This window comes from Flavihumibacter solisilvae (genome assembly GCF_000814475.1).
GTDB lineage: Bacteria > Bacteroidota > Bacteroidia > Chitinophagales > Chitinophagaceae > Flavihumibacter > Flavihumibacter solisilvae.
In genome coordinates this window covers 13,222-38,558 of the sequence record NZ_JSVC01000008.1, presented here as the reverse complement: position 1 = coordinate 38,558, position 25,337 = coordinate 13,222, and the positions used below count along the sequence as shown (strand labels likewise).

General features: G+C 47.0%; 19 protein-coding genes. 6 read left to right on the top strand and 13 right to left on the bottom strand.

What is annotated here, in order from left to right; all coding sequences use genetic code 11:
- Positions 1 to 7: 7 nt before the first annotated feature.
- From OI18_RS07300 to OI18_RS07270, 7 genes are all read right to left on the bottom strand, one after another.
- Complete coding sequence (locus OI18_RS07300) at positions 8 to 775, bottom strand: ABC transporter ATP-binding protein (protein ID WP_039138557.1); 768 nt, start codon at positions 773 to 775, stop codon at positions 8 to 10.
- Positions 772 to 2,004 (bottom strand): nitrous oxide reductase family maturation protein NosD, encoded by a 1,233-nt coding sequence (locus OI18_RS07295; RefSeq protein WP_039138555.1) that lies wholly within the window; start codon positions 2,002 to 2,004, stop codon positions 772 to 774. The genes OI18_RS07300 and OI18_RS07295 overlap by 4 nt, the downstream gene beginning before the upstream one ends.
- Positions 2,001 to 3,032, bottom strand: coding sequence for a nitrous oxide reductase accessory protein NosL (locus OI18_RS07290; RefSeq protein ID WP_039138553.1), 1,032 nt, complete (start codon positions 3,030 to 3,032; stop codon positions 2,001 to 2,003). Before OI18_RS07290 ends, OI18_RS07295 begins: the two co-directional genes overlap by 4 nt.
- Positions 3,029 to 5,044, bottom strand: a complete 2,016-nt coding sequence (nosZ, locus tag OI18_RS07285; protein WP_039138551.1) for a Sec-dependent nitrous-oxide reductase — start codon at positions 5,042 to 5,044, stop codon at positions 3,029 to 3,031. Before nosZ ends, OI18_RS07290 begins: the two co-directional genes overlap by 4 nt.
- Before the next feature lie 20 nt (positions 5,045 to 5,064).
- Entirely contained in the window at positions 5,065 to 5,508 is a 444-nt protein-coding gene (locus OI18_RS07280) for a c-type cytochrome (RefSeq protein ID WP_152616761.1), read from the bottom strand.
- 364 nt (positions 5,509 to 5,872) lie between these two features.
- On the bottom strand, positions 5,873 to 7,378 hold the full coding sequence (locus tag OI18_RS07275) for an MFS transporter (protein WP_039138744.1): 1,506 nt from the start codon (positions 7,376 to 7,378) through the stop codon (positions 5,873 to 5,875).
- 104 nt (positions 7,379 to 7,482) lie between these two features.
- Positions 7,483 to 8,595, bottom strand: a complete 1,113-nt coding sequence (locus tag OI18_RS07270; protein ID WP_039138547.1) for an acyltransferase family protein — start codon at positions 8,593 to 8,595, stop codon at positions 7,483 to 7,485.
- A gap of 87 nt (positions 8,596 to 8,682) precedes the next feature.
- On the opposite strand from OI18_RS07270, the gene OI18_RS07265 reads away from it, so the two are divergent.
- Together OI18_RS07265 and OI18_RS07260 are read left to right on the top strand one after the other, a co-directional pair.
- A complete protein-coding gene (locus OI18_RS07265) occupies positions 8,683 to 10,050 on the top strand; it encodes a Gfo/Idh/MocA family protein (RefSeq protein WP_205410000.1) in 1,368 nt (455 codons plus the stop codon).
- A 195-nt stretch (positions 10,051 to 10,245) separates the two neighbouring features.
- Positions 10,246 to 11,256 (top strand): alpha/beta hydrolase, encoded by a 1,011-nt coding sequence (locus OI18_RS07260; protein WP_039138545.1) that lies wholly within the window; start codon positions 10,246 to 10,248, stop codon positions 11,254 to 11,256.
- A gap of 7 nt (positions 11,257 to 11,263) precedes the next feature.
- Here the strand turns inward: OI18_RS07260 and OI18_RS07255 are convergent, their stop codons facing one another.
- Both OI18_RS07255 and OI18_RS25210 read right to left on the bottom strand, forming a co-directional pair.
- Positions 11,264 to 11,620 (bottom strand): TM2 domain-containing protein, encoded by a 357-nt coding sequence (locus tag OI18_RS07255; protein ID WP_039138543.1) that lies wholly within the window; start codon positions 11,618 to 11,620, stop codon positions 11,264 to 11,266.
- The gene (locus OI18_RS25210; RefSeq protein ID WP_420806189.1) at positions 11,592 to 11,834 is read right to left on the bottom strand and encodes a DUF2752 domain-containing protein; all 243 of its coding nucleotides are present in this window, start codon (positions 11,832 to 11,834) and stop codon (positions 11,592 to 11,594) included. Before OI18_RS25210 ends, OI18_RS07255 begins: the two co-directional genes overlap by 29 nt.
- A gap of 208 nt (positions 11,835 to 12,042) precedes the next feature.
- Here OI18_RS25210 and OI18_RS07245 point away from each other — a divergent pair, with 208 nt between their 5' ends.
- Positions 12,043 to 13,086 carry a 3-oxoacyl-ACP synthase III family protein gene (locus OI18_RS07245; RefSeq protein ID WP_039138541.1) on the top strand — a complete coding sequence of 348 codons (1,044 nt, stop codon included), beginning with the start codon at positions 12,043 to 12,045 and terminating at the stop codon, positions 13,084 to 13,086.
- Here the strand turns inward: OI18_RS07245 and OI18_RS07240 are convergent, their stop codons facing one another.
- Entirely contained in the window at positions 13,087 to 15,447 is a 2,361-nt protein-coding gene (locus tag OI18_RS07240; protein WP_039138539.1) for a glycoside hydrolase family 127 protein, read from the bottom strand.
- Between the two features lie 213 nt (positions 15,448 to 15,660).
- On the opposite strand from OI18_RS07240, the gene OI18_RS07235 reads away from it, so the two are divergent.
- Positions 15,661 to 16,554 carry an AraC family transcriptional regulator gene (locus tag OI18_RS07235; protein WP_039138537.1) on the top strand — a complete coding sequence of 298 codons (894 nt, stop codon included), beginning with the start codon at positions 15,661 to 15,663 and terminating at the stop codon, positions 16,552 to 16,554.
- Here the strand turns inward: OI18_RS07235 and OI18_RS07230 are convergent.
- Complete coding sequence (locus OI18_RS07230; RefSeq protein WP_160290203.1) at positions 16,551 to 19,094, bottom strand: alpha-L-arabinofuranosidase C-terminal domain-containing protein; 2,544 nt, start codon at positions 19,092 to 19,094, stop codon at positions 16,551 to 16,553. The genes OI18_RS07235 and OI18_RS07230 overlap by 4 nt on opposite strands.
- Positions 19,091 to 21,496, bottom strand: coding sequence for a glycoside hydrolase family 127 protein (locus OI18_RS07225; protein ID WP_039138536.1), 2,406 nt, complete (start codon positions 21,494 to 21,496; stop codon positions 19,091 to 19,093). Before OI18_RS07225 ends, OI18_RS07230 begins: the two co-directional genes overlap by 4 nt.
- Positions 21,497 to 21,657: 161 nt before the next feature.
- Between OI18_RS07225 and OI18_RS07220 the strand changes: the two genes are divergently transcribed.
- Both OI18_RS07220 and OI18_RS07215 read left to right on the top strand, forming a co-directional pair.
- Positions 21,658 to 22,974, top strand: a complete 1,317-nt coding sequence (locus tag OI18_RS07220) for a Gfo/Idh/MocA family protein (RefSeq protein ID WP_039138534.1) — start codon at positions 21,658 to 21,660, stop codon at positions 22,972 to 22,974.
- A gap of 61 nt (positions 22,975 to 23,035) precedes the next feature.
- Positions 23,036 to 24,445: an APC family permease gene (locus OI18_RS07215; protein ID WP_039138532.1), complete on the top strand. Its 1,410-nt coding sequence runs from the start codon at positions 23,036 to 23,038 to the stop codon at positions 24,443 to 24,445.
- 50 nt (positions 24,446 to 24,495) lie between these two features.
- Here OI18_RS07215 and OI18_RS07210 read toward each other — a convergent pair whose 3' ends face one another.
- Positions 24,496 to 25,335 (bottom strand): ATP-binding cassette domain-containing protein, encoded by an 840-nt coding sequence (locus OI18_RS07210; RefSeq protein WP_052272964.1) that lies wholly within the window; start codon positions 25,333 to 25,335, stop codon positions 24,496 to 24,498.
- Positions 25,336 to 25,337: the final 2 nt, after the last annotated feature.

The window sequence follows — 25,337 nt, the reverse complement described above, 5'->3', positions numbered from 1 at the left end:
GATCAGTTTAGGGATTTTCTTTAGTTGCTTTAATGGCCAGAACTTCATCAATCCACAACGCATTTTTCTTGTCTGAACGCATTATGCCGGCAATGGCTTTTACAAGTTTGTCTTCGCCGGTTTCTCTGCGCAGCGTTTCAATGTCTTTCAAAAAGATCATTTTCCCTTCCTGCAGGTACATGACGTGGGTCGTAAGCTCATCCAGGTCGCTGAGGATATGTGAAGTGATAAGAATAAGTTTATTCTTTCTTTTCTCCTGCAGGATTTTTTCCTTTAGGATCTCTGATGAAAGTGGATCGAGGCCCGCGGTGGGTTCATCCAGGATGAGTATATCTGGGTTAAAATAAAAAGCAAGCGCAGCACTAACTTTCTGGCGTGTACCACCACTTAGTGTACGCATGGGTTTGTCAAATATTGATACCAGGTTGAAGCGAACGAGCAGATCGGTATCGAGGCTTGATTCAGGGACTGTCCTGATGTTCTTCATCATGCTGAACAGGTGGCCCACCTTCATATTATCGGGATACCGGCCGATCTGCGGCATATAACCGATGTTGCTCCTGTAAGACGGGTCGCCGTTGATGGGCTTTGAATCTACGAAGACTTTTCCGCTGTCGGCTTTCACCATTCCGAGAATAGTCTTGATCAGAGTGGTCTTACCGGAGCCGTTAGGGCCAATCAGCGATATTACCTGTCCGCTGCTGAAAATAGCATTGATATCATCAAGTGCCTGCAGCTTCTTAAACTTCTTTTTCAGATTTTCTATCCGGATCATAGTCTGTGCGGCTTTATCATCGGTTTATCGTCAATAAGATTCTCCGGAGTAAGACTGGGAATCGCTTTTTCAGCTTTATCCAAAAGGGAGACCATGAAACTTCGCAATAAGATCAGGGTGGTTGGATTCTGTTCGATGATCATCCCGTACATGCTTACGGGGTGAAAAGGGACGTCGCCAACTCCGTTGCGATCGAGGTCATATCCTTCGTATTTGTCCCAATAGTTGCCGGAAAACTTATTCAGTGTCATGGTACCATTAGTAGACACGTCAAAACTGTTACCGTAGAAATTATTGAAATTGAAAGTGTTTTCATCGCAACTCGCCTGCACCTTAACGGCCCACCCGTTGTTCATGAAAACGTTCTTTTCGATGTTCAACCTGCTACTGCCTTCCATGAAAATTCCAACTGTATTCTTCACGAATGTATTTTGCCTGATTGTGCCTTCCTTGATTTCTTTCAGGAGAATGCCATAGGCTGCAGCTCCCCAGTTCTCTTCAAAGTGATTCCTGGTCATGGTCACCTTTTTTGAGAACATCACTGCTACACCTGCGCCGTTGTTACGGAAAATATTGTCCTGGTAATTGTCATCATTGGAAAACATGAAATGAAGGCCGTAACGAATATTTTTTTCACTCCGGTTCTTTACAATGTTGGAAAAAGTCACAAACTCAAAGTAGATTCCATCCCGATGCCCTTCAATGGAATTATTTTCCACCAGCATCCCGCTGCATTTCCATAAGTGAATTCCATTGCCGGAAGAATGTTCCGATTTGTTGTTACCACGGATGGTATTTCCCCGGATTATTGATTCAGTTGAATTGGCAATATGAATAGCAAAGGAAGAATTTATGATGTTATTGTCCTCTACGCGGACATTGCCGGCATCAATGATCTTAATAGCGGCATAGTCGTTAAAGGAAGAATAACCGGCATTGCGGAAAGTGATTCCCTTTACTACAATATTATGCCCGGTTATGGTTAGCATTTCGTGCTTCAATTCACCATCGAGTACAGGATTACCAACGCCAATTAATTGGATTTGTTTGGAGATGACAATATTCCCTTCCCTATATAAACCAGGATAAAGCATTATGGTATCACCGCTCTTCGCCAGGCTTACGCCCAGCTTGAGTGATTTAGTATTCTTGTCTTTTCCGACTTCGATGATACCGGCAGAAACGACAAGCGCTACAAGAGAGAACAGGATGGTCAGCAAACTTCTCATTTGACGAGGATGTTATAAAGAGTAGGCCAGTTGGTGGTTTTACTGCCGTCAATTTCCTGTGATTTCTTTTGTGCATCCTGAACAGTCATGAAAGCGGCAGCATTTCCACCCATGGGACTTTTAAGTTGGCTGCTTACAACAAACTCAACTGCTTTTACATTTACAAACTCACCTGGCTTATCGTATAATACAAACAAGGTCTGGTTTATTTCACTCAGCTCAATACGTCGCTGGTCAAGGAAGGAAGCTATGCAATGAGTATCATCGAATTTGTAGACCTTACCTTTATTTGTAACGATCTCAGCGCCGAATTTAGGGTCAACTATTGTCATCTTGCATTCTGCGCAATTGTCTTTTCCGAATGCGATCTGTTCAGGTTTAGGTTTACAACCAGACAGGAAAGTAAAACCTGCGAGTAAAATTGTTGCTAACGCTTTAGATGTAGTCAGCTTCATGGTGTTCATTTTTTTCTGCTTTCTCCATTCCAGGAAGCAGATAACAAACAAGAATCCGGTAACTGCAACGATGATCCATCCACCGGCATCCGGGTAGGAAAAGGCATCAAAATTCAGGAGTTTTTTATGACCGATCAATGGTGGCTGGTAAGACAGACCAGGAACCTGGATAGCGGCAGTGTCGTCGAGGTTATGACCGTAATCATACCCCCACATATAAAAGTCTACAAGTGCGGCAACACCTCCGATAACTGACAACAGCAGGTAGACGAACAGTAGTCGCAGTTTGCCAGTGATAGCGATCACGAGGAGGAAAAGAATGAAAAATCCTAAAATGTAAACCAGGTACGTGAATTCAGGAAACATCTCCGCGTTGATGTGTTTCATCCCGATGTAATGATTCAGTCCATTGATAATTTCGACCTGGCCGGTGATCTTATACAGCCAGATCTGCATAGATAAACCTTCAGGATACTGAGGCGCAATCAGGTAAATAGACCAGACCGGAACAAAGTAGGCTGCGATCAGGACGAGTGCCCCGATTGCGATCAGTATCCTGGAGGTGATGCTCATTTCGATTCAGTTTTTTCGGTGCTTTCAGAAGGAGTTACGGCGGGCTTATTAGTGCCGGTACTGAATGTCAGCGGTGTGCTGCTCGAGGCCGGTGAAATCCTCAGGTAGCCCTGCATTTCCTGGTGGAGTGCGGAACAGAAGTCGGTACAATAAAAGGGGAAGATCCCTACCCTGTCTGCTTTCCATTTTAGTGTCTGGGTTTCGCCGGGCATGATCAGGATCTCTGCGTTGTTTGCCCCTTTGATGGCAAATCCATGCGGCACGTCCCAATCCTGTTCAAGGTTTGTTACGTGGAAATACACATCATCACCAAGCTTGACACCTTCGATATTATCGGGGGTAAGGTGTGAACGGATAGCAGTCATCCAAACGTGTACTTCATTTCCTTTGCGTTCAACTTTAGCCTGGCCTTCGCCTTTTGCAGCATAGGGGTGGGCATTCTCTTCGATCTTAAAGATCTTCTTTTGTTTGTCGGTCAGCATACTTGCCGGTATCGCTTCTGCATAGTGCGGCTCACCGGTAGTCGGGAAGTCGAGGATCAGCTTCATCTTTTCGCCACTGATATCATATAACTGGGCACTCTGGGTAAGTTCCGGACCAGTTGGCAAGTAACGATCCTTGGTGATCTTGTTGTATGCGATCATGTATTTGCCATGTGGTTTGGCTGTTGGTCCGCCCGGAACTGACAGGTGACCGATAGAATAATAAGTCGGCACACGATCCAGTACCTGCAGGTCGGACAGGCTCCATTTTACGATTTCCGAAGAAACGAACATGGATGTATAAGCGTTACCTTTCCCGTCAAACTCAGTGTGTAAAGGCCCAAGACCTGGTTTCACCACTTCCCCTTTCAGGGCTGCTTCATATTTAATCACAGGGATCCCGTCATATTCGCCATCGAAAGCTTTATCGGCGATAGCCTTCTGGATCTTGTCGAATGAAAATACCGGGATGCTGGCGGCCAGTTTACCTGAGGCAACGATGTATTCACCTGTAGGATCAACATCGGTACCGTGGGGAGATTTCGGGCAGGGGATCAGGTACAATACATCAGGGCATTCTGAAGGATCAAGCACCAGCACTTCATTGAGAATAGTGGAAGTAGCTGAATGGGTACCTTCATTGTACACGTTATGCGCATACTTCACAGGTTGCTTTTTGCCTTTGCCGGCTTTTACATATTCTTCCGCTTTCTTCCAGTTAACCGCCATAACAAAGTCCTTGTCTTTGGCAGAGGCATTCACTTCGAGCAGTGTATTTGCCTTTTCGGAATTATAGCAGCTGAAGAAGAACCAGCCGTGGGATTTACCTTTTCCTGCACGTGACAGGTCAAAGTTTACTCCTGGGGTTCTGATCTGGAAAGCGATGTTCATCTGGCCTGTGGTAGGATCAACAGCCACAAAGCTGATAGATCCCTTGAAATTCTGCTTATAAGTGTTGATGGGCACATCACCATTTTGATCGTCGAGTGGTACACTGAAGCGGGTGGCCGCAACAACGTATTCGGAGTTTTCAGTGATGAAAGGAGAAGCGTGGTTTCCTGCGCTGTTGGGAATCTCCAGTATCTCGGCAGTACGGAAGGTAGTAAGATCTACCCTGGCGAGGCGGGGAGTGTTGTTCCCGTTTGCAAAGGCCCAGCGTCCATCATGTTCACCTTTAGTCTGTGAAAGTGCGATGTGGTGAAGATCGTCCCAGGGCACAAATCCATGGGAAGTGTTGAACATTGCTTTTGTTTCTTCGCTGAAGCCGTAACCGCTTTCAGGGGACTGGGAAAAAACAGGAACAATGCGGAATAGGCGGCCTGAAGGAATGCCATAAACTCCGATCTGGCCGTTAAAGCCTCCGGAAACGACGTTATAAAATTCGTCGTATTTACCCGGGGCCACGTAAGATTTGGTGGCGTCGCCAGTGGCAGCTGTACTGGTTGTTTTAGGCTTACATCCCGGGAGAGCACTGAGAACAATGGCTAGTACTCCCACAGAGAGGCAGGCTCTGTTTAGGTAGCGTGACATAGTTGGTATATTAATAAGGGTTATTTAACTCCGTCGTTCTGGCGCATGAACTCCAGGATCTTCCTGGCATCATCCTGACTTATGTTTTGGTTTGGCATCCTGACAAGACACTGCTCAAGAAGCTTCTGTGCTTCTGGGTCTTTTTCCAGCATCATGTCCACGTTGGTGATCATATTCATGATCCAATGGGGTTCGCGTCTTTTGGTAACTCCTGACCATCCCGGACCTACTACTCTTTCATCGGTTAATTTGTGGCAGCTCTGGCACTTCATATCATAAATGCCTTTCCCTGCAGTAACCCATTCTGCATTTAATGGGGTCTCCAGTTTTACGTCACCTGGTTTTACCTCTGTGCCATGTACTTCTGTCTCGGTTCCGGCCTGATCTGCCGGTTTTTCAGTGGTAGATGATTCAGCTGACTTTTCATCGGATTTTGGCTCTCCGCCTCCGCAGGCGGTTATCATAACAGTGCTAGCGATTAGGAATGCGGCAAATGAAATTTTGCACCTCATGGTTGTAAGTTTTGATTTGAATAAAAGTATTTGAATGCCTTTTATCGGGACAAATGTATCCTTGTGTTCTTTGTGTGATAATGACTTACATCAATTCAGCTACTGATATTGCTCAGGCCCTGTGATTCAAGGTATTTTGTGGTTCTACGGAATGGTAAAGAGACGGATATTCCAAATGTATCCATTTTATTTATAATACCAAGGTAAAGACTTCACTTCAGAAATTAAATTCTGCAGGGCGGCGAGAGCTTATTTTTCTATCCTTTTCAAAAAACCATGGTACAGGTGAAAAGAGATTTGACAGGTAACAATTTTTTCATTCCACATAATCCGCATAGGGGGATATGGACCTTTCGCTGCGATATACCCTTCCAACTACAAGGATCACAATAAACAGGATCACCACAGCGAACAAAGCAACAATTGCAAACGCATAGTTGAAAGAAGCCTGTGCCAGCTGAAAAAGATCCTTTGCCTGGCCGGCAGGCAGGGAAGCGGATAGAGTTGAAGCCTGTCCGAGTGTATTGCCAGCTTGTTCTGAATGCAAACTGTTTCTGTAAATAGCGGTTCCGATACTCCCCAGCACTGCAATTCCCAGTGCAGACCCGAATGTGGTACTTGTTTCATAAATACCGGCTGCAACACCTGCCCGGGATGCCGGAACTGATGAAATTACTTTATCCACTCCGAGTGTTACGGCCAGGCTGCAGCCCGCTGTAAGAAGAATAGTTGCAAACACCAGCAAAAAAAGCCCCGTATTACCAGGGACCTGAGATAACATGATCAATCCCATCATGATGAGTATCATTCCTGAAATGATTACGGTATTCCGGCCGGCGAACCGCGCTATCAATGGAGCTGAGAGGCAACTAATCATCCCCAGGGCAGCTGCTGGAACTGTCCAGAGACCTGCTTTTTGTGCATCGAACATCAGGACAAGCTGCAGGTACTGCGCTACAAAAAGATATACGCCTGACCAGCAAAACAGGGAACACAATAAAGCGAGCAGTGTTGCAGAAAATGGCGCCAACAAAAACAGGTTAAGGTCGATCAGTGGATTAGTGATTTTTCTTTGTCTTTTAATAAAGAAATACAAAACAACAGCACCCGCAACCAGTAATGAAATGGAAATGGGTTCCGCCACCAGGCGCTCACCGATCCGTTTAATTGAATAGATGATGGCCAGAATCCCTGCGAGTAATTGAAATGCGCTTACCAGGTCAAATTTTTCATGGCCGGGCGACTTGTATTCCCGGAGGAACAAAGGCCCCATTACCAGGAATAATAACATAACTGGAACACTTATGAGAAATACGGATCCCCACCAGAAGTAGTGAAGGAGCAGGCCACCCAATAAGGGACCAAGCATTGTGCCGGTTGAAAAGCAGGTGGTCCAGATCCCGATTGCAACCGCCCGCTGACGGTTATCATGAAACATGCTTCGGATAAGTGATACTGTGGAAGGCAGCAGTGTGGCGCCTGCAATTCCCATTAATCCACGTGCGGCGATCAGCATGTGGGCGCTGCTGGCAAACGCCGCGATAGCTGAGGCAATGGCAAAAGCAACCGCGCCATAGATCAGCAATTTTTTCCTGCCGATCCGGTCTCCCAGAGTTCCCATTGTTATCAGCAATCCGCCTTCGAGGAAAATATAGATGTCTGTGATCCACAACAGCTCAGATGCCGATGGTTTCAGGATGGCGCTGATTGTTGGTATGGCCAGGTAAGTAACGGTGGCATCCATCGAAACCAGCAAAGTCGGAAGGGCAAGAACAGCCAGCCCTATCCATTCGGTGCGACCTGCTTTGGTTATTGGCTCCATTGCTTCAAACTTAAACAGTTTCAACAAACATAATCAGGGGCTTTCAGGACAATAAGCGGGCGAATTGCGACAACCTGGATCACGATGACAAACACGCGAAGAATTTAAACTCTTACGTACCACTTTTTCCTGTCCATAATCCAGCCCACCAACCAGCATACCATCATTATTGAACACGCAAATAAAAGCGAACCCAGGTAGCCGCCGAACCTGCTGAAAACGATCTCATATAACCGACGATAATAAGGTACACTTTCGCTGGTTTTGAAGAACCATAACAGGATGGCAATGATCTCAGATAACAGGTATATAAAAAGGGGGTTCTTGCCAAAAACGGTAAAAAATTCCGACCAGGAAGTGTATTTCCTGAAATCGAGGACATAAATAATTGCCGCCAGGATTATACAATCAAGACCAGTTGTCAGCATTACATAGGAACTGGTCCATAGTTTTTTATTTACCGGGAAAAGGCCATTCCAGCAGTACGCAATAAAGAGAAGAAGCGAGCCGGCAAGCAGCAGTAAGGCTAACGATTCCCAGGATTTTCCTTTCTTCCTCACCAGGTCACCGGCCCAGAATCCGGCGATCACGTTTGCAATGGCAGGCAAAGTGCTCAGCAATCCTTCAGGATCGAAAGCAATTCCTTCCCCATGATACATGTGTTTTTCGCCGATAAGGCATTTATCGAGCCACAGCACGGCATTTCCCTGCAGGCCCAGGGGATCCGCAGAATTGCCCAGCCAGTAGAGAAGTGCCCAGTACAGGAAGAGGAAAAGTCCGCCCAAAATATAGGTTGACCGCGGTCTCAGGAAATAGATCATCGTCGCCGCAATACCATAACAAAGGGCGATTCTTTGCAATACGCCGAAGATCCTGGTTTCACTGAGCGGGAATGCACTGAAGGACTGACCGTCCCATTTTACGAAGGGGAACCAGTACATCAGGAACCCCAGCAGGAAAATGATTGCAGTGCGCTTCCAGATCTTTTGCATCACCCAGCCGGCAGGTTTATCTGCCCAATTTGGCATAACAAAGGCCATTGCATTGCCGACGGCGAACAGGAAAGAAGGGAAAACGAGGTCGGTTGGCGTAAAGCCATGCCAGTTCGCATGAAGCAAAGGAGCCAAGGTAGTTTCAGAATTTCCGGGGGTATTTACAATGATCATGAAGCAAATGGTCATTCCACGGAAAACGTCGAGGGCGATAAAACGGGGCATGTTTCAAATTAAAAATTAAAATGGAAAAAGTAAAAAGAGTTGGTCCACTCTTTGTTGCCGGTTAAGTGACATTAAATTTATTCTACTTTGCAAAAGCATTGTACCAGGCGAGATGCAATCCGCACACTGGGGCTTTCACTCGGGGCTGTCTTATCTCTTCCCGAATGGCAGGATGAAGAATCGATGCGTGAGATCTTATTACCAGAAAAGATGGAAAAATTTGACAAGCCGGTGACCGCCATAACGATTGGCGCCGGCAACAGGGGAAACGTGTATGGAAACTATGCGTTGAAATTCCCCGACCAGTTCGATATTGTTGGAGTGGCAGAGCCTGTTGCGGTCAGAAATGAACGTTACGCAAAAAAGCACGACATAGCAGACAATAACCGTTTCAGGACCTGGGAAGATGTGTTTGAACGGCCGAAATTCGCCGACGCTGTGATTATCTCCACGCCGGACAACCTTCACTATGGCCCCTGCATGGCCGCGTTGAAACTGGGTTACCACGTACTGCTTGAAAAACCCATTTCCCCCAGCGAAAAGGAATGCCGCGACATTCTTGAAGCAACCAAAAAGTCGGGTAAGGTTGTGGCAGTATGCCATGTACTCCGGTATGCGCCGTATTTTGTCAGGTTGCGGGAACTGATCCAGGGTGGCACTATAGGTGAACTCGTGAGCATCCAGCACCTTGAGCCGATTGAACGGATCCATATGAGCCATTCATATGTACGCGGTAACTGGCATAACAGTAAGGCTACTACGCCAATTATCCTGGCGAAATCAAGTCACGACCTGGATATACTACGCTGGATGATAGGGAAACCCTGCGAATCCGTGCAGGCTTTCGGCGATCTCAAATGGTTCAGGAAAGAAAACGCCCCTGAAGGCAGCACCGAAAGGTGTACTGGCGGATGCAAGGTTGAGCCTGTCTGCCCTTACTCTGCACTGATGATCTATTACCGGAATCGCCTGCGGAATTATGTTTTTGATCTCCCGGAAGATAAAGACAAACAAGCCGCATTTGTGCTGGAGCAATTGAAAACGACCAATTATGGGCGGTGTGTTTACCGGATGGACAACGACCAACCAGACCATTACATAGTAAATATGCTGTTCAGGGACGGGGTGACAGTGAGTTTTTCCATGGAGGCGTTCACTTCGTACGAAGGGCGACGCACGAGGGTGATGGGCAGTCATGGCGACATTACCGGCGATATGACCGAATTTACCATTACGCGGTTCCTCGACGGGAAACAGGAGCATTGGAAGGAGACCACAGATGCCCATGGCGGGGGCGACTGGCGGCTGGCCGCAAACTTCATCGAAGCGGTGGCAAAGAATGACCCATCCCTCCTGACCTCAACTATAGACGCCTCCATTGAAAGTCACCTGATAGGCTTTGCGGCAGAAAAAAGTCGCCAGCAAGGCAAGGTGATGCAGGTCGAGTGCTGTTGAACCGGCGTTTTTACGGGTTTTTTCGGGATACCACCATGATGGGTCCACTATTTGACCACTGATAGACCATGCCGACACCGGGGAATAATGGTATTTCCGTGGACCCATCGAGGTGTCATCGAGGTGTCATCGCGGTAGTATCCCGAAGGGGGCCGGACTTTTTCCCTTTCCATTTTTAATATTTACTTTTCAATTATGAAATGGTTCCTCCTTATAGCTGTCGTTCTGTTTGTCACTTACCTGCTGGGTCCCAGTCCTTCCACACCAGATTATTCGGACAGTCTGCCAAAAGTGCCGGCAGCGGCCACCGAGCTTGAAAAGTATATCAGTGATAAGGAACGGCGCCACAAAGTGAAACCGGATAATGAAGCGAGGATCATCTGGCAGAATGATTCACTGAAACAGCAAACTGAATATTCATTCGTGTACCTGCACGGGTTTTCAGCTTCGCAGTTTGAAGGTGCACCTACCCATACCAATATTGCAAAGAAGTTCAATGCAAATCTTTACCTGGCCAGGCTGGCAGAACACGGCATTGACACTCCAGAGGCATTGATGAACCTGACACCGGAAAAATATTGGGAAAGTGCAAAGGAGGCCCTTCAGATCGGCAGGCAGATCGGAAAAAAAGTAATACTTATGGGCACGTCAACAGGCGGCACAAATGCGTTGCAGCTTGCAGCTGCATACCCCGGCGATGTTTATGCGCTAGTACTGTTATCACCCAATATTGCGATCAACGACCCGAATGCCTGGCTGCTGAACAATCCGTGGGGGCTGCAGATTGCCAAAGCGGTTACAGGTGGTCCGTACCGTGAATCGTCCGACAAAAGGGAAAAATACCGGCAGTACTGGAATACGCCCTACCGCCTGGAGGCAACTGTTGCACTCGAAGAAATGCTGGAAACAACAATGACTGATGAAACATTCTCGAAAGTAAACCAGCCGATCCTACTGCTGTACTATTACAAGGATGAGAAAAACCAGGACCCTGTTGTAAAGGTTTCAGCGATGAGGGAGATGTTCAGCAAGATATCCACACCGGCCAACCTGAAGAAGGAAGTTGCTATGCCAAATACCGGCGATCACGTTATAGCCTCACCCTTTAAGTCAAAAGATGCCGCCGGTGTTGAGAAGGAAATCGAAATTTTCTTACGTGAACTTACCGAAACGGACCTGACAAAAACTGCCAGGCCCGCCAATTAAGTCAATATTAAATTCCGCTCATGCCCACCATCCTGGCAGATTCATACATCTGGGTCAGGTTGTAGTCAGTTGCGAGTCTTTTGTAATTTACCACATCAACGATGGTTCCGATCAGGCAAAGTCCACCGGTAAGCAGGTACAGAATTCCCATACCTATCTGTCCGAGAACAAAACGCTGGACGCCGGCAACCACGATAAAGCCGAGGCATGTAAGCAATAAGATTTCCTGTGGTTTCTTTCTTTTTCCGGAATAGATCATGAAAAACTGTTGCTTTTGTGATTCACTCATGTTTGCAGTCAACTCATTGATCCCTGCCATTTCTTCGGGCTGAAGGTCAGGCAGGCTCATCAGATAATTTTGCATGGAGCTTGGGTTTGGTTGGTATGGTTAAGTAATAAATTCGGTACCAAATGATGAGCAGTGCAGGGAAGCCGAGCTTGTGAAATTGCCATGAAGCTGCAAGGTCAAAATGCATTACTGCACTAATGCTTCGCCCCAATCCACAGCCAGGGCACCAGTGAATACCTGCCCACCTGATCGGACAAAATCCCTCACCGGATGAAAAGAATCCAGGCATGAAGGGCAGACAATATAACCAGAGCAGTGCGCCTATCCAGACCAGCATTTCATTATTCCTGTATATCCAGCGGAGGATCATAAAATGTTCAATATAAAGATTCGTTACCCAATTCCAAAATTTGACATAACATTTGGTTCTTTCTGAAACTGTTTCATAAGCTGTGCATTTGGCAAATTCCTATTTTTGATCACTAAACACGCTTGCTATGCTTCGCTCCAGGATCGCAGGGATCGGAATGTACGTACCTGAAAATATAGTTTCCAATAATGACCTTACGCAATACATGGACACCAGTGATGAGTGGATCCAGGAACGCACCGGCATAAAGGAAAGAAGATTCGCGAAACGGACGGGTGAAACTACGACCACCATGGGTGTTGAAGCTGCAAAGATTGCAATTGAAAGAGCAGGCATAACTCCCGCAGACATTGACTTTATCATTTTCGCGACTTTGTCGCCCGACTATTACTTTCCGGGCTGCGGAGTGCTTGTACAACGTGCCATGAAAATGAAGGAGGTAGGTGCACTCGACATCCGGAACCAATGCAGCGGGTTTGTTTATGCCGTTTCCGTTGCGGACCAGTTCATCAAATCAGGAATGTACAAAAACATCCTTGTTATCGGCAGTGAGAAACATTCCTTTGGCCTTGATTTCAGTACGCGGGGCAGAAACGTCGCCGTGATCTTTGGCGATGGGGCCGGGGCCATTGTAATGCAGCCCACAACCGATGAAAACAGCGGAATCCTGAGCACGCATCTTCACAGCGACGGAGAAAGTGCTGAGATACTGGCGATGTACAACCCAGGTACCCATGCAAACCACTGGGGTGATTATGCGCAATTCAGCGAAGCTGGCGTTGGCGACATGTTCATGAGTCACGAAATGATCGACAGCGGACAGAACTTCCCTTATATGGATGGACCGAATGTGTTCAAAAAAGCCGTGATCAAATTTCCGGAAGTTGTGATGGAAGCGCTTGAAGCGAACAATCTGAAGCCATCCGATCTTGACATGTTAATTCCCCACCAGGCCAACCTGCGGATCGCGCAGTTTGTGCAACAGAAACTGGGCCTTAGCGATGACAAAGTCTTCAATAACATCCAGAAGTATGGCAATACGACCGCTGCATCAGTTCCCATAGCCCTCTGCGAGGCCTGGGAAACCGGCAGGATCAGGCAGGGCGACCTTGTTTGCCTTGCAGCATTCGGCAGTGGCCTTACCTGGGCAAGTGCTTTGATCAGGTGGTGATTAGGGCAGCAGCATCATCCTTATATTTCCATATACCGGACCAACGCTGTTATTAGGCCTGGGTTTTAACTGCACAGTCACTTTTTGTTTTCCATTTGTAATGCCAGCCGGTATCGGGTAGGAAATGTCATAGAAACGGCTGCCCTTGTATTTGTTCAGGTCTTCAGTTGCCACGAGGACATCATCAACAAAAATGTCAAACATCCTTCCCCTGTTATCCATTCCCCAATAAGTAAGCATTAGGGCATGCCCTGCATCGGCGCGGAGTGCCATTTCAAAGCGCATGCTTCCACCATTACGGGTGGAGCGCCATTTACGGCCATGCGTTTCACCTGTAAACATTTCCTCGCCTGAAAATTCGTGATCCCTCTCCGGTTGCATTTCTCCAACCCTCAGGTTATCGACCGTAAGGGAATCGATTCGCCTTTGTTCCCGGCGTGCCGATTCATACTTTACTTGCTCGGCTTTCCAGGCTTCCGGGGTAAACACATCAAAATATACACTGTAAAAGTCGTCGTTGATCTCGTGGAAGGGCCTGAACACTACCTGCGATGGCACGCCGGCATTTACTGACGTGAATACGAGGGAATCTGCAGTTGATTTCTTCAACCATGATGCGGGTTGCACATTGCCGGATACGATCACCGGGATTCCGGAAACCGGTTCAGGTTCCCTGTTCCCGAATACTCCTGCAAGTGTAACCGGCCCGTAAAAGAAGGCCTGGCGCGACGGGTTGTCGGGCATGGGTGATGAATAAAGATCCATAGGCAATGTCAGCGAAATCCGGTCGCCATCCTTCCACTTTCGCTTTAAAGAAATATATCCCTGGTCATCAGTTACCGCGGGAATCGTTTCGCCATTTACTGACAGGACCAGCTCCCTGCCGGCCCAATGCGGACGCCTGACCCTGATGCTGTAAGTCTTTGGCTTTTTCATGGACAGCTTCAGTTCTACCTGGTCATCCTGCGGCAACTTTGTTGTTAATTCAACCTTTGCACCCTGTTCTGTAAAATCAAGTTCGCTAGCTATGAACAGGTTTACAAACAGGTTGCCGTCACGATCAGTGGCATAGATGCCTTCCCCATACTTCACGTGATTTTCCATCCCTGAGCCGACACAGCAGGTGAAAGTATTATAGGGATTGCTGAATCTCTTTTTACCTCCCATCCGTAGCGGAACAAAATAGCACATCATGCCATCTCCGTCGTGCTGGGAAGCAAGTATGTGATTGTATAATGCACGTTCATAGAAATCGAAGTACGATGCACGCGGGTCTAACGCATATAGATGCTTTGTCAGTTTCAGCATGTTATAGGTGTTGCATGTCTCCATGGTATTATCGGTAAGTGTTTCGCTGAGTTTTGCAGCCGGACCGAAATATTCATAGTTGCTGTTTCCTCCAGGTGCGTAAGTGTGCTGGTTAACAACGGTGTTCCAGAAAAAAGTGGCGGTTGACCTATCCTGCTCGCTACCAGTGAGCTGGTACCGGCGGATGCACCCGATCACTTTGGGGATCTGCGTATTGGAATGTTTACCCGGCAGGATATCGTGCTGCATCGCCAGCGAGTCCAGGATCTTCCGGTCATGGAATTTGTAAGACAGGTCCAGGAAGCGTTTATTGTTTGTTAGCGCATAAGTATTCACAAGCGTCTCATTCATTCCACCATACTCACACAACAGCATTTTCTGGACAAGTGAATCGGGTAAACCGGCCAGCAGATCTTCTGTCCACACCGCAAATTTCTCCTGCATGTCCAATGCCTTGCTATTGTTGCAATACAGGTAAGCATCCAGTAAACCTGCCATGATCTTATGTACTGTATACCAGGGTGACCATGCACCGTTCAGGTCAAAGCCCCTTGAGCGGATATTCCCGTTTTTAACTTCTGCCCACATGCTATCTTCTTTCGGAATAGCACCCAGGTAACCATTGCGTTTCGGCTGGCATTCGGCGAGCTCATCTACGATATAGTTTACCTTTTCGAGGAAGCGCTTGTCATTTGAAACTGCATATTCCATTGAAATGGCACTCAGGTAATGTCCAAGTGAATGCCCTGCAAGCCCTGAAGATTCCCAGCCACCATATCTTTCTCCCCTGGCCTGTAAACCGGCATGTTTCCTGAAATCTGCCAGTAGCCTGTCGGGTTCAATTGTAGCGAGCCACTTTGTATCTGCTTCCCGCGCCTGCTGAAATGGACCTTCATGCAAACGGACCTTTTCGAGCGGTATAGTGAATGCCCTTACAGGCACGGATTCTTTCACTACCATTTTCGATTTCCCCTTTACCGGGAAATAGGATTGTGAATGTACAGCAAGGGCTGCAGAAATAACAGCAGTGACCAGCAGGAGGACTTTTTTCATGGCAGAACCGGGTTGGAAATATTAAATGTTATTTTTACATTTAAAGATATCCTGCTGGTTCTCATTATGTAAACGGGATATTAGCGGATACTTTCAGGATTTTAACCGCTTCCAATATTTTAACCTGATTTTACCCGATATTGACATGCTGATGGTAAATTATTAGAATAGAAGTAATTTAAATGTCCATACACATCACCAACACCAACTATTATGAAAGTTTTGCAGTTTACGATCCCGGTTCCGGGCGAGAAGAATATAATAGCGCAGAAGGATGTTCTCCCCTACTTTTATCCGCATTTGCATCGCCATGATGAAATGCAGCTGACATGGATCCAGAGAGGAGAAGGCACCCTTGTGGTGGACAACAATATGTTTCCCTTCCGTCCAAGTGAGATTTATTGTATTGGAGCGAACCAGCCGCATGTTTTCAAAAGTGAAGCAGGATATTTTGAGGCAGGTAACAGGAAGAGCATCCAGGCAATGACCATATTTTTCAATCCAAACGGCAAGCTTCAGCACATCTTCGAACTTGCCGAAATCAAATCGATCAAGAGTTTCCTCAATAAACACAGCAGGGGTTTCAAGCTGCCTGAATCGCAGGTTGATGAGATCTCGAGGTTCATGGTAAAAATCAGTGAACAGAATGGTGTTGAACAACTTGTTACTTTCCTGGAGATGATGAAGCAATTATCTGCCGTATCTGACCTGCAGGAACTGGCAAGTGTATCCGAAATGGCATCTGTAAGTGAACATGAAGGAATCAGGCTCGGAAATATTTACAATTTCATAATGCAGAATTATGCCCAGCAGATCACGCTGGAAGATGTTGCCAAACAGGCGCACATGACGCCCCAGGCGTTTTGCAGGTATTTCAAAAAAAGAACCCGCCACACATTTGTTTCCTTCCTGAATGAAGTGCGGATCAACGAAGCCTGTAAAAAGCTGACAGATGGCGGCTTTGAAAGTATTTCCACAATCGCATACACATGTGGATTCAACAGTATCACAAATTTCAACCGCGTGTTCAAAACAATCATCGGGAAATCACCGAGTGATTATATGGACAAATATTACCACAATGCATACGACGCTGTTGCTTCTTAAGGAGATCTGAACCGCAATAGTGTTATGGAGTTCGGTGTTACCTTGAGTGATGGATTACGGTAAGAGAATCTTACCAGCTTTTTCACCGGTATATAACGGGCAGGCTGATCAAAACTGTTTTCCGATAGTTTACCTGTTGTAATGGTGTAAGTATCAACACTGTTAAAGGAGCCCGGTGGAATACCTTTTAATTCCAGGGATAAATTGAACGGTTCATCTTCGGCATTCACCACTTTCACTATGATGTCACCATTAGCTGTATCCCGGCCCGCAATCGCAATTATACGCTCTTGCTGGCTATAACTCATCAGCATTTTGTCATCAAGGAAAACATCGACCTTTTCTTTTCCCACTTCGATCCGGATATCGTACCATCGGCCTGCCTCGATCGGCTCAGCAAGTTTTACTGATTTGCTCAGGTTGGCAACCGCACCATCAGAAACAAATTCAAACACTGCATTCTTGTTTACATAGGAACCTATATGCACTCTCAGGTAATTCCTGGCGTCCTTTACTGCAAATGGAATGATAAAAGCATTGTATCCGGAAAGCTTTCTACCCTTAAGTTTCAATGTATAAGAATCGAACCTGTGGTCCTTTAAAAGAGCAGTCAGTTGTGCGCCTTCGGCTGATTGACTGAAGCCCCCTTCGCTGGTTTTCCAGGTTCCTGAAAGTTTCAGCCATTCCGATTCCCTATTGCTGAAATCGCTTCGGTATACCATCTTGCCGTTTTGGATAACTTCGAGGTCCTTGTACTCAGTTTGCGTATCCCATGTAGCAAGACCGATGCCGCCGCCGAAAACTGCAGTCGCTGTTTTTGGCGGTATTATCGTCAATTTAGTCTGCAGGTTTTCGTCTGGCCGATGGTCACTGAACAATTTGATTGTATAATAAGAAATCCGGGCAAAACTATTACTGCTATTGAAACGGACAAGGTTCACGGGCCAGTGGCGGGAGTTAACATTTTCCAGCAAGGGAGCATAACTGCTCATTTTTACCAGGTCGCCATTATTCTCCATTCCCATTATATATGCCGCGTCATTCATTGCCGCGAGCATGTTGCCATGACCCACACCTGCATTCGTAGCATATTCACCTACATAAACTTCATGGTTGCCTCTTTTATAGTTATCGAAATGATCAAAGTTGTTGAATGACCAGAAGGCAGCTTTGTAAGCGTGTTCATCTGCCATATCCGTTACGCGGATGCTGTCGAGAGTCCACCGGTTGATATCACCGATACCCATGCTGGAGATAATTGTCAGCCCCGGATATTTCAGCTTTATCGCATCATGGAAACGATTGTACCGCTTTGCATACCAGGGTCCATGTTGTTCATTGCCGACTTCTATGTATTTCAGTGGAAATGGTGCAGGGTGACCGTTTGCTGCCCTTAAACTACCGAACCTTGAATTGACGGGGCCAATGGCATATTCGATCGCATCCAGTACATCGTCAATTACAGGTTGCAGGGAGTCATCGGGGACAAACTCGCCACTTCTGAATTCACAGCTGACGCCAGCGTTAAAAACATACAGCGCCGCTGCGCCAATGTCTTCGCAAAACTGGAGATACTCATGATAACCAAATCCGTCCGTGCTCCAGTAACCCCATACACTGAAAGTACCCGGCCGGCTTTCCAACGGACCCAGGGTACGTTTCCAGTTTGGTGCGCTTTCCACATTGATACCTTCGACATAGCAGCCGCCTGGCCACCTTACGAATGCAGGTTTAAGGTCGGCAATAAACCGGGCAAGATCTTTCCTTAAACCATTCGGGCGATTGCGAAAAGTTTCGGCGGGAAACAAGGAAACAAAATCCAACTTAAATGTACCGGTTGAAAGAAATGTGATCGCCAGCCTTGCTGAGTCATCAGATTCCTGTGCTAGTAATTTTGCGGAGTACTTTGTCCACTTTCCGCTTTGCTCCGGCTGAAAGCTGTGCGTCGCCAGTATTTTGCCACTCTTCGACTGAAGGCTAACCGCAACAGGGCCTTTATAGTTGACATTGGAAACATAAAAGCTAAGGTTATACACGGCAGCCTTCTCAATTCCCATTCCCCAGTATCCATCATTAACCAGTTGGTTATGTGCGCCATTCAACCGACTAACCTTGATTTGCAGAGATTGAGAAGTAGCCGCGTTCAGCGGGTCAAAGGTTGACAGCGACAAAGAAATATCTGATGCGGGTGACTGTTCCAGCTTCCAACCGGGCCATTGTCCCTGGTCTTCCCAGGGCATTGTCCAGTCGCTCACTTTTCCATTCATATTATAGTGGGGAGTGCGCCGCGGTACCAGGTGACCATCAGCCAGCTGCGTTCCTGCAGGCAGGCGGTTGTCTTCGAATCCCCTGTTCCTGATCATTTCAGCATACAGGCCACCATCGCCGGCATGGCTGATCTCTTCAAAGAAAATGCCATGGAGTTGTTTAGACACCGTATTCTTCACCTGCCTCGTATCAATGGAGAGCGTGGCTTCTCTTTGCCCGAAAGCATTCGTGAGAAAAAGAAATGTTATAATAAAGCCGGAGAGCCTTTTCATTTCACTATCCATTCATGTATTCCGCTGGAATGTTCTTCCGGCAATTGGATTTCGAGCCTGAGGCTCCTGGTATCTACGGGTTTAAACCGTACAGTATTATAACGATCCTTACTCAGCTCATAATCGCCAAGTACTTCAACAGGTTTCCACTGGTCACCGTCAAGGTATAGAACACGCCATGATTTTGGAAGCCTGCAGCCGCCGAACGGAGCATCATCAAACCAGTACACTGTTGATTCACTGACTTTACCGGATTGTGCAAAATCGTACTGGATCCATTCAAGCGTATTCTTTTTTGGCCACCAGTGCAGGTATACTGAATTATGATCCTGTGAATCTTTTGGATCATACTGGTCGTTAATACCTTTCAACATCCTGGCGTTGCGTTGCGAAGAACTCACTTTGCTTAATGAAGCAATTGTGGGTGCCGGCTTTGGCTGTGCCACCGATTCATTATAAGGAATCCAAACTTCCATTTCTCCGGCGCCCCTGTTGTTCCAACTGTAATAAGGAATTGCCTTAACAGTTTGTGAGGAACGAATGAGTGCGTCGCTGTTCACTTGTCTTTTGGTGGATGTGCCTTTTGCCTGCAACACCATTACTCCATTCAACAGCTGAGGTTCAAAGCTGGCAGTAAACTCTGCAGACTGCGGAACCACGATGTTTCTAACCGCACTATCAAGATTATCTGCGCCTTCGAGACAATACACCAGGGGACCGCGCTGGAGTGCATAACGTTGTTGGTCATCCTTCACCTTCTCATTGGCAAGCACCTTCTCAATTTCCATCGGCAGGCTGATGTCGATACGATCGCCTTTTTTCCATTTGCGATTCAGGGAAATATATCCCTTGTCGATGGTGTAGGTAACGGGTTTGCCGTTCAACTTCACTTCAATCGCAGGCTTTTGCTTTTGCAGGAATTCGTAAAGACTTCCGGGTACTGCTTCCTGTTTCGCCCAGCCAGGAATGCGCATCATTACGTTGAAAGATTGAGCGGGTGACTGGATAACCAGTAAACGAACATTTCCTTTCCATGGATACTCGGTCTCCTGGCTAATGGCCACTTTACCTACAGGAAGGTTGATCTCTGCATTGTTTGCCACATAGAGATTCACATAAATACTGTTCCCGCGTTGTGCGTATACATAACCCGGAACAGATGGCATGAACCTCGTCATATTGGAAATACAGCAGGCACAACTGAACCAGGCGCTGCGCTGGTGTTGTCCCATAGATGCCAGCGGGTTAGGATAAAAAAACTTATCGCCACTCAGCGAAATACCAGACAGAAGGCCATTATACAGAATGCGTTCCATTACATCTATGTATTGTGCGTCGCCGTTCATCAGGAACATCCGGCTGTTCCAGTACACATTTGCAATGGATGCGCAGGTCTCAGCATAGGCTGACATATTAGGAAGGTCATATGCAGCGCCGAATGCTTCGCCATGACCTGTAGCACCAATACCGCCAGTGAGGTAAAGTTTGTGTTCCATCACATCTTTCCAGATATCGTTGATGGCGCTGACATACTCACGGTTACCTGTAAGTGCTGCAACGTCCGCCATTCCTGTATACATGTAGGCAGCGCGTACTGCATGTCCGACCGCTTCATGCTGGTCGGTTACCATCTTGTGCGACTGGCTGTACTCTTCACCTTTTATTTTACCATCACCTCTTATATCAAGAAAGAATTTAGCAAGGTCGAGGTATTCCCTTTTGCCGGTGACGCGGTACATCCTGGCGAGGCCCATTTCCACGACCTGGTGGCCTGGAAAATAAGCCGCTTTACCCGGACCGAAGTCCTTTACGAGCAGATCGGCATTTTTTATAGCTATATTCAGGAAGGATTTTTTCCCTGTAGCCAGGTAATGCGCCACAGCGGCTTCATAGAGATGTCCCGAATTATACAGCTCATGGCTGAGATCGGGATCTTTTTCCCACCTGTTCGGGCTGATCCAGGGATGAAGCTTTTCAGGCTTCATTGTGCGAAAAGTATAGAGGTAGCCATCAGGCTCCTGTGCCTCAGCTATAATGCTGATCAGGGTATCGAGTGTTCGATCCATTTGCGGGTCTGGTTCCACCTGGAGTGAATAAGAGGCCCCTTCAATAAGTTTATACAGGTCTGTGTCATCAAAAGGATATTCCGTAATCTTTCCGACGGGCATTTTACCGGCAGCCTTCAGGAAATTGTCGATCCTGCCCGTTTCCCTGCACTTTTGCAGCGTGTAAGGGATCGTCACTTTATTATTGACCGCGATCTTAGGCGCCCAGAAATGGTCATGTAAATGTACCTGTGTAAACGGCACGGGCTGGATGGGGTAGTCAGCAGCCACACTTTGTGCCGTCGCCTGGAGACTGACACCGGCAAACAGTAGCGTGATCAATTTAATTTGCTTCATAATCGAACCAGTTTTTGAAAGCTGAGTAGTTCGATAAATGTACAATCAACAATTAAAAGGAACTATGCACAAATTGACAATTCCCGACCATATTTTTTCCGGCATGGACCTTCTGTTCCGATTAAGTATGTAAATTAAGTGTCTAAAGAAATTGAAATCTGATGCCAATTGCACGCCGTTCATTCATCCGCAACTCGGGGAGCCTGTTATTAGGCACTGCCCTTGTTCCCGCCTTTTCAGAAAACTTATTTGCCGGTAAACAACGGGTCTCCGCTGCTGACCAGTTAAACGTGGGGGTAATAGGAGTAAACGGAATGGGATGGTCCAACTTGCAGGCCATCCTGCAGGTTCCCGGGGTGAAATGTGTCGCTCTTTGTGATGTTGATGAAAATGTGCTGAAGAAAAGGGTTGCTGAACTTGAAAAATTAAACATGCCGGTGAAGACTTACAGTGATCACCGTAAGATGCTGGAGAATAAAGATGTTCACATTGTGATCATCGGAACACCTGATCACTGGCATTGCCTGCAGATGGTTGATGCCTGTGCTACAGGTAAACATGTTTATGTGGAAAAGCCAGCCGGCAATTCCATTTCAGAATGCCGGATAATGGAAAGCGCGCAGCAGCGGTATAAGAGTATAGTGCAGGTTGGACAATGGCAGCGAAGCGCTCCGCATTTCCGGAATGCCGTGGATTTTGTGCATAGCGGGAAACTGGGCAATATCCGCACGGTAAAATCGTGGGCTTATATGGGCTGGATGAAACCCGTTAATGTGCAGCCTGACGGGACCCCGCCGCCGGGTGTGGATTATGCAAGATGGCTCGGTCCTTCGCAGCAGCGGCCTTTCAACCCAAACAGGTTTCATTTCAATTTCCGCTGGTTCTGGGATTATGCCGGCGGGCTGATGACTGACTGGGGCGTGCACATGATCGACTACGCCCTGATCGGGATGAAGGCAGAATATCCGAAAACCATCATGGCCAGCGGCGGAAAAATGGCTTACCCGGATGATGCTTCAGAAACACCTGATACTTTGACCGCCATTTTTGAGTTCGACAAATTCAATATGGTTTGGGAACACGCTACCGGCATCGATCTTGGTCCTTACGGACTCACCCACGGAACCGCCTTTGTCGGTAATAACGGAACACTGATCCTGAATCGTGAAGGCTGGTATGTTCTGGCAGAAAAAGAAAAGATACCTGCGGTTGAACTGCAAAAGGTAGAGGGAAATGCACTCGTCCTCCATATGCAGAATTTTGTGGAAGCAATCCGCGCGGGAAAACCTGAATTACTTCATGCCCCAATCCAGCAGGGATCTCTGACCGCACAGGTTTGCCAGCTGGGAAATATCGCTTTCCGGACTGGTCAGAAGTTGAAGTGGAACAACGAAAACAAATCATTCGACGCTTCTGCGGCCAATAAACTGGTTACACCGGAGTATCACAATGGGTATAAGTTGCCCAGGCTTAGTTAATATCTGCATATTACCTGACGGTTCCCTGAATTATTTTTAGACAGGAGTAATCTACTGTCAAATGAGCGAGTCAAATTTCAAGCCGACCCTAAGGTTGCTGGATGCTACCATGATCGTGGCCGGATCAATGATCGGTTCCGGGATCTTTATAGTAAGTGCAGATATTACAAGAAATGTGGGAAGTTCAGGCTGGTTGATCGCAGTTTGGCTGATCACCGGTTTCATGACCATTACCGCTGCACTAAGCTACGGTGAGCTCAGTGCCTTATTTCCAAAAGCCGGGGGACAATATGTGTACCTGAAAGAAGCTTACAATCCACTTGTAGGTTTCCTGTATGGCTGGAGTTTCTTTTCCGTTATACAAACTGCGACGATCGCAGCAGTAGCTGTCGCTTTTGCCAAATTCACGGCTTATATTTTCCCGGTAATCAGCGAAGATCATATTGCCCTTGACCTGGGGCTGCTGACCATATCACCCGCACAGCTGTTATCGATAGCTGTGATTGTTTTGCTGACGTACATCAATACACGAGGCATTAAAAGTGGCAAGCTCATCCAGACAACATTCACCCTTACCAAGTTATTGAGCCTTTTTGGATTGATCCTGTTCGGGCTTCTTGCATTCAAACCGGAAATCTGGCAGCAGAACTGGAGTAATGCATGGTCATTGCAATCGCGCATTTCTTCGGGGTCAACTAGCAGCTATACCATATTTGCAGCGCTCGGTGCTGTAGCTGCATCCATGGTCGGCTCTATTTTCAGCAGTGATTCATGGAACAACGTCACTTTTATAGCAGGTGAGATCAAGAACCCGCAGCGGAACATCGGCCTCAGCCTGTTTCTGGGCACCCTGATTGTCACTATTATTTACATGCTCACCAACATTACATATACGGCGGTACTGCCTCTGAACGAAATTGCGGGAGCTGAAAAAGACAGGGTGGCAGTGACGGCTTCGCAGGTAATTTTTGGTCCTGCAGGCACACTCATCATCGCCATCATGATTATGATTTCCACATTTGGCTGCAATAACGGGATCATTCTCGCCGGTGCGAGGGTCTATTTCACGATGGCAAAAGACGGGCTGTTTTTCAGGAAGGCTGGCGAACTGAATAATAACAATGTGCCCGGTTATGCCCTGTGGCTACAGTGCATCTTTGCGTGTGCATGGAGCCTTAGCGGTAAATATGGCCAACTGCTTGACATGATCTCATTTGTGGTGGTTGGCTTCTACATGCTTACCATTGCCGGCATTTTTATCCTGCGCAGGAAAAAGCCTGATGCACCGCGGCCATACAAAGCATTCGGATACCCGGTACTACCGGTGATTTATATAATCATGGGACTTAGCTTCTGTATTCTCCTTATCATTTTTAAACCGGGATACACCTGGCCGGGAATGATCATAACATTGTTGGGAATTCCGATTTATTATGTACTTACCTCTAAGAGGGTAGTGGAACTGCAATAATTCAAAGTGAATAAGTCAATAGGTACCGGTCCAGTAATAAGTTTAAACAATTATGAAGCGAGCAAGGAAGATCTTATGTTTTGAACGAGTTCAAGGTGTTGTGGGGTGAAGTTAGGGTGCCAGGCAAGTCCCAGGGCTTTCAGGTCATAGTGATGGACTATAGTTCCTGCATCGTCGGAGCCGGCACAATTCTTATGGCCCAGGATATAGATAGAGTCGGCGAGTTGCACAGCAAGTTCGATATCGTGCGTACTGAAGATGATCGTATTGAGTTCATGACTGCGGTTGATCAGTTCGAATGCGGCTTTGACGTTTTCAATATTACCGACATCCAGGCCTGAAAAGGGTTCGTCTAACACCATATAGTTTCCCGAACTGAGCAACTGTTCAAGAATCGCCGTACGCTGGCGTTGTCCACCCGACATCTCATTGGGATATTGGTCCTTTATTTTTTCCAATCCCCAGTCCGACAAATACTGCATGATCCTGCCATGCTTTTCTGCAGTCGAAGACATCGATTTCCGGAGGGCGAATAAGAGTGACTGGTACAGAGTCTTGTGCCGGAACAGTGTATACTTCTGATCCACGAAGCCCACATCTCCTTCTTCAACAACTTTCGCAGGTTGCTGGCCGTTAGCTGGCTGGCGGCTGTAATCCGGAATCAGCACCTTGCCGGTAGCAGGTTTCTCGAGGCCGGTCAATACACGGAACAATGTTGACTTGCCCCTGCCCGACCTGCCGAGAAACGCGATCACCTGCCCCTGTACTTTTCCGGGAACTGCAGTATCCTTTTCTTCGAAATTCACATTCCGGATAATCGTCTTGTTGCCATAGCTAACGCTGATGTTTTCAACATGCAGGATCGTATCGCGCCTTTCATAAGTGGTCATAA

What these genes read in the sequence shown, in the direction of transcription:
- OI18_RS07255 (WP_039138543.1), bottom strand. Translation starts at nt 11,620, where the DNA reads ATGCAAAATTATCTGATGAGCCTGCCTGACCTTCAGCCCGAAGAAATG.
- OI18_RS07225 (WP_039138536.1), bottom strand. Translation starts at nt 21,496, where the DNA reads ATGAAGCAAATTAAATTGATCACGCTACTGTTTGCCGGTGTCAGTCTC.
- OI18_RS07290 (WP_039138553.1), bottom strand. Translation starts at nt 3,032, where the DNA reads ATGAGCATCACCTCCAGGATACTGATCGCAATCGGGGCACTCGTCCTG.
- OI18_RS07215 (WP_039138532.1), top strand. Translation starts at nt 23,036, where the DNA reads ATGAGCGAGTCAAATTTCAAGCCGACCCTAAGGTTGCTGGATGCTACC.
- OI18_RS07210 (WP_052272964.1), bottom strand. Translation starts at nt 25,335, where the DNA reads ATGACCACTTATGAAAGGCGCGATACGATCCTGCATGTTGAAAACATC.
- OI18_RS07220 (WP_039138534.1), top strand. Translation starts at nt 21,658, where the DNA reads ATGCCAATTGCACGCCGTTCATTCATCCGCAACTCGGGGAGCCTGTTA.
- nosZ (WP_039138551.1), bottom strand. Translation starts at nt 5,044, where the DNA reads ATGTCACGCTACCTAAACAGAGCCTGCCTCTCTGTGGGAGTACTAGCC.
- OI18_RS25210 (WP_420806189.1), bottom strand. Translation starts at nt 11,834, where the DNA reads ATGCCTGGATTCTTTTCATCCGGTGAGGGATTTTGTCCGATCAGGTGG.
- OI18_RS07280 (WP_152616761.1), bottom strand. Translation starts at nt 5,508, where the DNA reads ATGATAACCGCCTGCGGAGGCGGAGAGCCAAAATCCGATGAAAAGTCA.
- OI18_RS07240 (WP_039138539.1), bottom strand. Translation starts at nt 15,447, where the DNA reads ATGAAAAAAGTCCTCCTGCTGGTCACTGCTGTTATTTCTGCAGCCCTT.
- OI18_RS07270 (WP_039138547.1), bottom strand. Translation starts at nt 8,595, where the DNA reads ATGCCCCGTTTTATCGCCCTCGACGTTTTCCGTGGAATGACCATTTGC.
- OI18_RS07260 (WP_039138545.1), top strand. Translation starts at nt 10,246, where the DNA reads ATGAAATGGTTCCTCCTTATAGCTGTCGTTCTGTTTGTCACTTACCTG.
- OI18_RS07245 (WP_039138541.1), top strand. Translation starts at nt 12,043, where the DNA reads ATGCTTCGCTCCAGGATCGCAGGGATCGGAATGTACGTACCTGAAAAT.
- OI18_RS07235 (WP_039138537.1), top strand. Translation starts at nt 15,661, where the DNA reads ATGAAAGTTTTGCAGTTTACGATCCCGGTTCCGGGCGAGAAGAATATA.
- OI18_RS07300 (WP_039138557.1), bottom strand. Translation starts at nt 775, where the DNA reads ATGATCCGGATAGAAAATCTGAAAAAGAAGTTTAAGAAGCTGCAGGCA.
- OI18_RS07275 (WP_039138744.1), bottom strand. Translation starts at nt 7,378, where the DNA reads ATGGAGCCAATAACCAAAGCAGGTCGCACCGAATGGATAGGGCTGGCT.
- OI18_RS07295 (WP_039138555.1), bottom strand. Translation starts at nt 2,004, where the DNA reads ATGAGAAGTTTGCTGACCATCCTGTTCTCTCTTGTAGCGCTTGTCGTT.
- OI18_RS07230 (WP_160290203.1), bottom strand. Translation starts at nt 19,094, where the DNA reads ATGAAAAGGCTCTCCGGCTTTATTATAACATTTCTTTTTCTCACGAAT.